This window comes from Pseudomonas sp. GW822-FHT02G04 (assembly GCF_058802085.1).
On the sequence record NZ_JBXANU010000039.1, the window covers coordinates 41,333 to 48,044 of the forward strand.

Annotated in this window: 5 protein-coding genes; 1 reads left to right on the top strand and 4 read right to left on the bottom strand. The window is 61.1% G+C overall.

Annotation, left to right across the window (positions count from 1 at the left end; genetic code table 11):
* Nucleotides 1–105 precede the first annotated feature (105 nt).
* From AC1RO5_RS29390 to secA, 4 genes are all read right to left on the bottom strand, one after another.
* Entirely contained in the window at nucleotides 106–1,050 is a 945-nt protein-coding gene (locus AC1RO5_RS29390) for a Nudix family hydrolase (protein ID WP_493179188.1), read from the bottom strand.
* Nucleotides 1,047–1,679 (bottom strand): glutathione S-transferase family protein, encoded by a 633-nt coding sequence (locus AC1RO5_RS29395; RefSeq protein WP_493179190.1) that lies wholly within the window; start codon nucleotides 1,677–1,679, stop codon nucleotides 1,047–1,049. Before AC1RO5_RS29395 ends, AC1RO5_RS29390 begins: the two co-directional genes overlap by 4 nt.
* A 101-nt stretch (nucleotides 1,680–1,780) precedes the next feature.
* On the bottom strand, nucleotides 1,781–2,998 hold the full coding sequence (gene argJ / locus AC1RO5_RS29400; protein ID WP_493179192.1) for a bifunctional glutamate N-acetyltransferase/amino-acid acetyltransferase ArgJ: 1,218 nt from the start codon (nucleotides 2,996–2,998) through the stop codon (nucleotides 1,781–1,783).
* 122 nt (nucleotides 2,999–3,120) lie between these two features.
* On the bottom strand, nucleotides 3,121–5,856 hold the full coding sequence (secA, locus tag AC1RO5_RS29405) for a preprotein translocase subunit SecA (protein ID WP_493179193.1): 2,736 nt from the start codon (nucleotides 5,854–5,856) through the stop codon (nucleotides 3,121–3,123).
* A 307-nt stretch (nucleotides 5,857–6,163) separates the two neighbouring features.
* Between secA and AC1RO5_RS29410 the strand changes: the two genes are divergently transcribed.
* A complete protein-coding gene (locus AC1RO5_RS29410) occupies nucleotides 6,164–6,619 on the top strand; it encodes a DUF721 domain-containing protein (protein WP_493179195.1) in 456 nt (151 codons plus the stop codon).
* Nucleotides 6,620–6,712 lie beyond the last annotated feature (93 nt).

Consider the following 6,712-nt stretch of genomic DNA (forward strand, 5'->3'; position numbering starts at 1 on the left):
CGCTCTGCGTGGGAATGCCTCAACGGACGCTCCGCGTTCGGCTCTTGATGGGACGCTGAGCGTCCCGGGCTGCATTCCCACGCAGAGCGTGGGAACGATCGGGTACTAAGCCTCAGGCCAAAACGCCCGAATCCCCGCCACACCCTGCGCGCCCGCTTCCCAGGCTTTCTGCCGCTCTGCCGGGCCAACACCACCCAGCAAAAACACCGGTTTGCTGAAGCCTTCGATCAAAGTCAACGCCAGCTCCCAACCCAGCGGCTGAGCATCCGGGTGTGTCTGGGTCGGTTGCACCGGCGACAGGGTCACAAAGTCCACGCCCATCTGCTCGGCCAACGCCAGTTCTTCAGCGTTGTGGCAGGACGCCGCCAACCAGCGCGACGCCGGCAGCGGTCGGCCGGCCGCCGCGTACTTGCGTAACTGCGCGGCAGTGATGTGCCAACCGGCGGACGGGAAGTCCCCCAGCCATTCAAACGGCCCCTTTATCATCAACTGCGCCTTGCCGGCACACAGCCCCGCCGCGTCCACCGCCAGATCGCGGTATTGCGGGTCATAGCCATTGGGTGCACGCAACTGAATCAGCTTGATGCCGCCAGCGATGGCTTTCTGGATACCGCGCAGCAAGGCCGGGGTTTCCAGGCCATCCGGGGTGATCAGGTATTCGCCGGGCAAGCGTGCAGCCGCGACGATCGGCTGGTTGGCCGCCGGAAACTCGTAGTCCAGCAGTTCCCGCGCGGTCACCCAGGCCAAAGGCTGACCTTCGGCGCCATGGGGTTCGCCGGTAAACGCCGAAACTTCCCAGACATCCAGCAACACCTGCTTGTCCGGGTAGTCGTGGCGAACCTTGATCAACGGGCGCGCAGTATTGACCACGATGCCCAACTCTTCGTGAAGCTCGCGGGCTAGGGCGGTTTCGACGGATTCGTCATCCTCGACCTTGCCACCGGGGAACTCCCACAAGCCGCCCTGATGCTGGGTGTCGGCACGCCGGGCGATGAGGATCTTGCCGTTGCTATCGCGGATAACCGCCGCGGCCACGTGTACTCGTTTCACTGACCGACCTCCTCCAGACCCACCTTCTGCCAAGCCTTGAAAGCTGGCCATTGGTAGAGGGTTTCGACATAGGCTGCGTCGACTTCGGGCAGCTTCACTTGATAGGTACGCAGGCGGACGGCGATCGGTGCGAAAAACGCATCGGCCAGGGTCGCGCCACCGAACAGGAACGGGCCGGATTCAGTCGCGGTAGCACGACATTCAGCCCACAACGCCAGCATGCGATCGATCTCGGCCTGCACGTCAGGCGGGGTCGGCGACAGCGGCGCATTGTGGCTCAGGTCGAACGGCATGTTGCCGCGCATGGCGAAGAACCCGCTGTGCATCTGCGCGCACGCCGAACGCGCCTGGGCACGGGCGGCGGTGTCTTTGGGCCAGAGGCCGGCGTCGGGGAATTGCTCGGCCAGGTACTCGGCAATCGCCAGCGAATCGGCGATGGTGCCGTGTTCGCCTTTCAGCAGCGGGACTTTCCCGGTCGGCGAATGCTTGAGCACGCGCGCGCGGGTGTCCGGCTGGTTCAGCTTGATCAGTTCTTCGGTGTAGGACGCACCGGTCAGGTCGAGGGCCAGCGCGGCGCGCAGGGACCAGGAAGAATACAGTTTGTCGCCGATGATCAGGTGGAGGCTCATGTTCGGGCGCCTTTTGGTAAGAGTACAAGCCAGATTTTTTAGCGTCTGGTGGTCCGTCTTCGCGGGCAAGCCTCGCTCCTACAGGAGCGAGGCTTTTTTTCTTACGTACGGTATTCGGCGTTGATCTTCACGTATTCGTGGGACAGGTCGGTGGTCCAGATGGTTTCGCTGCAATCGCCGCGACCCAGCTCGATGCGGATGGTGATTTCTTCCTGCTGCATCACCGCCGCGCCCTGGGCTTCGGTGTAGGTGGCAGAACGCGCGCCACGGCTGGCGATGCACACTTCGCCAAGGAATACGTCGATCTTGCTCACGTCCAGGTTCGGCACACCGGCACGACCCACGGCGGCCAGGATGCGGCCCCAGTTCGGATCGGAGGCGAACAGCGCAGTCTTGATCAGCGGCGAGTGAGCCACGGTGTAACCGACGTCCAGGCACTCCTGGTGATTACCGCCGCCGTTGACTTCAACGGTGACGAACTTGGTCGCGCCTTCGCCGTCACGCACGATGGCCTGGGCCACGTCCATGCACACTTCGAACACGGCCTGCTTCAGCTTGGCGAACAACTCACCACTGGCGGAGGTGATTTCCGGCAGCGCCGCCTGACCGGTGGCGATCAACATGCAGCAGTCGTTGGTCGAGGTGTCGCCGTCGATGGTGATGCGGTTGAACGACTTGTTGGCGCCGTCCAGCAACAGGTTTTGCAGCACCTCGCGGGAGACTTTGGCGTCGGTGGCGATGTAACCGAGCATGGTCGCCATGTTCGGGCGAATCATGCCCGCGCCTTTGCTGATGCCGGTGACGGTGATGGTCACGCCGTCATGCTGGAACTGACGGCTGGCGCCCTTGGGCAGGGTGTCGGTGGTCATGATGCCGGTGGCGGCAGCTTCCCAATTGTTCACCGACAGGTCATCGAGGGCCGCTTGCAACGCGCCTTCGATTTTCTCGACCGGCAGCGGTTCGCCGATCACACCGGTGGAGTACGGCAGCACCAGGCTGGCATCAACACCGGTCAGCTCAGCCAGCTTGGCGCAGGTGCGCTCGGCGGCCGCCAGGCCAGGTTCGCCGGTACCGGCATTGGCATTGCCGGTGTTGGTCAGCAAGTAACGTACCGGGCCTTGCACGCGTTGCTTGGCCAGAATCACGGGAGCGGCGCAAAAGGCGTTCAGGGTGAACACGCCCGCCACTGTGGAACCTTCGGCACAGCGCATGACCACGACATCCTTGCGCCCCGGGCGCTTGATACCGGCCGAGGCGATACCGAGTTCAAAACCGGCAACCGGGTGCAACGTTGGCAAAGGACCAAGACCAACAGCCATGAATGCGCTCCTTAAAAAATGTTGTCTGCACCGTCATTGCGATGGACGGTGGTTTAAATGGCAAAACGCCGCGACGGCATAAGCCGGTCGCGGCGCGGGTATTTCAGCGTTTGAAACGGGTTTTACTGGATCTGCCCGTGGCAATGCTTGAACTTCTTGCCCGAGCCGCAGTAGCACAGCTCATTGCGGCCCAGTTTCTGCTCGTTGCGTACCGGTGCGGTGGCGAGAGCTACATCGATCTCTTCACCCAACACTTCCGGTTGCTCCAGGCCAGGCGCTTCGTCGTGCTGGAACTGCATGCGCGCAGCCAGTGCCTCGGCTTCCTGACGCAGGCGTGCCTCTTCTTCGATCGGGTCTTCGCGGCGCACCTGAACGTGCGACAGCACACGGATCGAGTCGCGCTTGATCGAATCCAGCAGCTCGGAGAACAAGGTGAAGGACTCGCGCTTGTACTCTTGCTTCGGGTTCTTCTGCGCATAACCACGCAAGTGGATGCCGTGACGCAGGTGATCCATGGTCGACAGGTGGTCTTTCCACAGGTCGTCGAGCACGCGCAGTACGATTTGCTTCTCGAAGGAGCGCAGTGCTTCGGCACCGGCCTGGTCTTCTTTCTCGTTGTACGCGGCGATCAGTTCGTTCAGCAGCTTCTCGCGCAGGGTTTCTTCGTACAGGTGGTCGTCTTCGTCGAGCCATTGCTGGATCGGCAGCGCCACACCGAAATCGCTCTGCAACGCCGCTTCCAGACCGGACACGTCCCACTGCTCAGGCAGCGATTGTGGCGGAATATGTGCGCTGACGGTTGCGTTGAGCACGTCCTGACGGAAATCGGCGATGGTTTCGCCAATGTTGTCGGCGGCCAACAAACTGTTACGCATGTGATAGATCACTTTACGTTGTTCGTTGTTGACGTCGTCGAACTCGAGCAGTTGCTTACGGATATCGAAGTTGCGGCCTTCAACCTTGCGCTGAGCCTTCTCGATGGCGTTGGTCACCATGCGGTGCTCGATCGCTTCACCGGACTGCATACCCAGCGCCTTCATGAAGTTCTTCACCCGGTCAGAGGCGAAGATGCGCATCAGGCTGTCTTCCAGCGACAGGTAGAAACGGCTGGAACCGGCGTCGCCCTGACGACCGGCACGACCGCGCAACTGGTTGTCGATACGGCGCGATTCGTGACGCTCGGAAGCGATCACCTGCAAGCCGCCCGACTCCAGCACTTGCTGGTGACGTTTCTGCCAGTCGGCCTTGATCTGGGCAATCTGCTCAGGGGTCGGGTCTTCCAGCGAAGCCACTTCCACTTCCCAGTTACCGCCCAACAGGATGTCGGTACCACGACCGGCCATGTTGGTGGCGATGGTCAGTGCACCCGGACGACCGGCCTGAGCGATGATTTCGGCTTCTTTTTCGTGGAACTTGGCGTTCAGAACCTTGTGTTCGATGCCTTCCTTCTGGAGCAGGCCGGACATGTGCTCGGACGTTTCGATAGTGGCGGTACCCACCAGCACCGGACGGCCCTGAGCCATGCACTCCTTGATGTCGCCGATGATCGCCGCGTATTTCTCTTCGGCGGTCAGGAACACCAGGTCGTTGTAGTCTTTACGCGCCAACGGCTTGTTCGGCGGGATGACCATGACCTGCAGGCCATAGATCTGATGGAATTCGAACGCTTCGGTGTCCGCGGTACCGGTCATGCCGGACAGCTTGTTGTACAGACGGAAGTAGTTCTGGAACGTGGTCGATGCCAGGGTCTGGCTCTCGGCCTGGATGTTCAGGTTTTCCTTGGCTTCGATGGCCTGGTGCAGACCTTCGGACAAACGGCGACCCGGCATGGTACGGCCGGTGTGTTCGTCGACCAGCACAACCTGACCGTCCTGCACGATGTATTCGACGTTGCGATTGAACAGTTTGTGCGCACGCAGGCCGGCATAGACGTGAGTCAGCAGGCCCAGGTTATGCGCCGAGTACAGGCTCTCGCCTTCAGCCAGCAGGCCGACGCGGGTGAGCATGTCTTCGATGAACTGGTGACCGGCTTCGTTGAGTTCGACCTGACGGGTCTTCTCGTCGACGGTGTAGTGGCCGGCCTTGGTGACTTCGCCTTCGACTTCTTCGACGTGCAATTCAAGCTGCGGGATCAGTTTGTTGATCTCGATGTACAGCTTGGAGCTGTCCTCGGCCTGACCGGAGATGATCAGCGGGGTACGGGCTTCGTCGATGAGGATGGAGTCGACTTCGTCGATCACGGCAAAATTGAGTTCGCGCTGGAATTTTTCTTCCATGCTGAACGCCATGTTGTCGCGCAGGTAGTCGAAACCGAATTCGTTGTTGGTGCCGTAGGTGATGTCGGCGGCGTAAGCGGCGCGCTTCTCTTCCGGCGGCTGGAATGGCGTGACCACGCCGACCGTCATACCGAGGAATTCATAGAGCGGACGCATCCAGTTGGCGTCACGACGGGCCAGGTAGTCGTTCACCGTCACAACGTGCACGCCCTTGCCGGACAGCGCGTTGAGGTAAACGCCCAGTGTTGCCACCAGGGTCTTGCCTTCACCGGTACGCATTTCCGCGATCATGCCTTCATGCAAGGTCATGCCGCCGATCAGCTGGACATCGAAGTGGCGCATACCCATGACGCGCTTACCGGCTTCGCGGGCGACCGCAAAGGCTTCTGGCAGCAGCTTGTCGAGGGTTTCCCCTTTGGCGAGGCGGGCCTTGAACTCGTTGGTCTTGGCACGCAATTGATCGTCCGAAAGGGCCACCATTTGCTCTTCGAAGGCATTGACGAGCTGCACCGTCTTGAGCATGCGTTTGACTTCACGCTCGTTCTTGCTTCCAAAAAGTTTCTTTAACAAAGGCGCAAACATATCGGCAGGATCTTCCACACTAAAGGGATGGAGGGCGGCCCCGTGAGTCGCCCGTGCAGCCCTCATGGCCGCATGCGAACGAGCATTCTACCCGGAAACGATGGTGAGGAAAGTGGCGTTATTCCACGATGCATGCACTGCGCTGTGACGGGGCTCACTTAAAATAAGGGCTTTTTGCTGAACTTCAACCCATCGAGGGTACAAGTTACTCGTTGATTTAATGGGTAAAGCGCTCGTAAAGCAATGGGTCGGGACCAGCAGGTGCTTTCTGTTACCATGGCCGTTCTGTTACTTCAGGTGTTCGATCATGGCATTTCGCCCTCTCACGGCCAGAGCACCCGCCGTTCTGCTTCGCGAAGCCAAACCGCTGAAAGCCATCTTTGGCCACGCTCAACGCCTGGGTCATTTACAACGTCTGGTGGAAAGCCAGCTGCAACCGGCTGCCCGGGAGCATTGCCATGTGGCGTCGTGGCGCGAAGGCAGTTTATTGCTGATTGTCACCGACGGTCACTGGGCCACCCGCCTGCGCTACCAGCAAAAGCGTCTGCAACGCCAGTTACAGCTGTTCGATGAGTTCGCCAGCCTGACGCGGATTCTGTTCAAGGTGCAGCCACCGACCGTTCAGCAAGGAGCGGCCGGGCACACAATGGATTTGTCGACGGATGCGGCGGCGACCATTCAGGCGACGGCTGACGGGATCAGCGATCCGAATCTAAGGGCGGCGCTGGAGCGGTTGGCGGCGCACGCCAAGCCCAAATCCTGATTCCACCACAACCCCTTGTAGGGGGGGGGGGGGGGGGGGGGGGGGGGGGGGGGGGGGGGGGGGGGGGGGGGGGGGGGGGGGGGGGGGGGGGGG

Coding starts and splice junctions, on each gene's coding strand:
- AC1RO5_RS29395 (WP_493179190.1), bottom strand. CDS start 1,679: ATGAGCCTCCACCTGATCATCGGCGACAAACTGTATTCTTCCTGGTCC.
- argJ (WP_493179192.1), bottom strand. CDS start 2,998: ATGGCTGTTGGTCTTGGTCCTTTGCCAACGTTGCACCCGGTTGCCGGT.
- secA (WP_493179193.1), bottom strand. CDS start 5,856: ATGTTTGCGCCTTTGTTAAAGAAACTTTTTGGAAGCAAGAACGAGCGT.
- AC1RO5_RS29410 (WP_493179195.1), top strand. CDS start 6,164: ATGGCATTTCGCCCTCTCACGGCCAGAGCACCCGCCGTTCTGCTTCGC.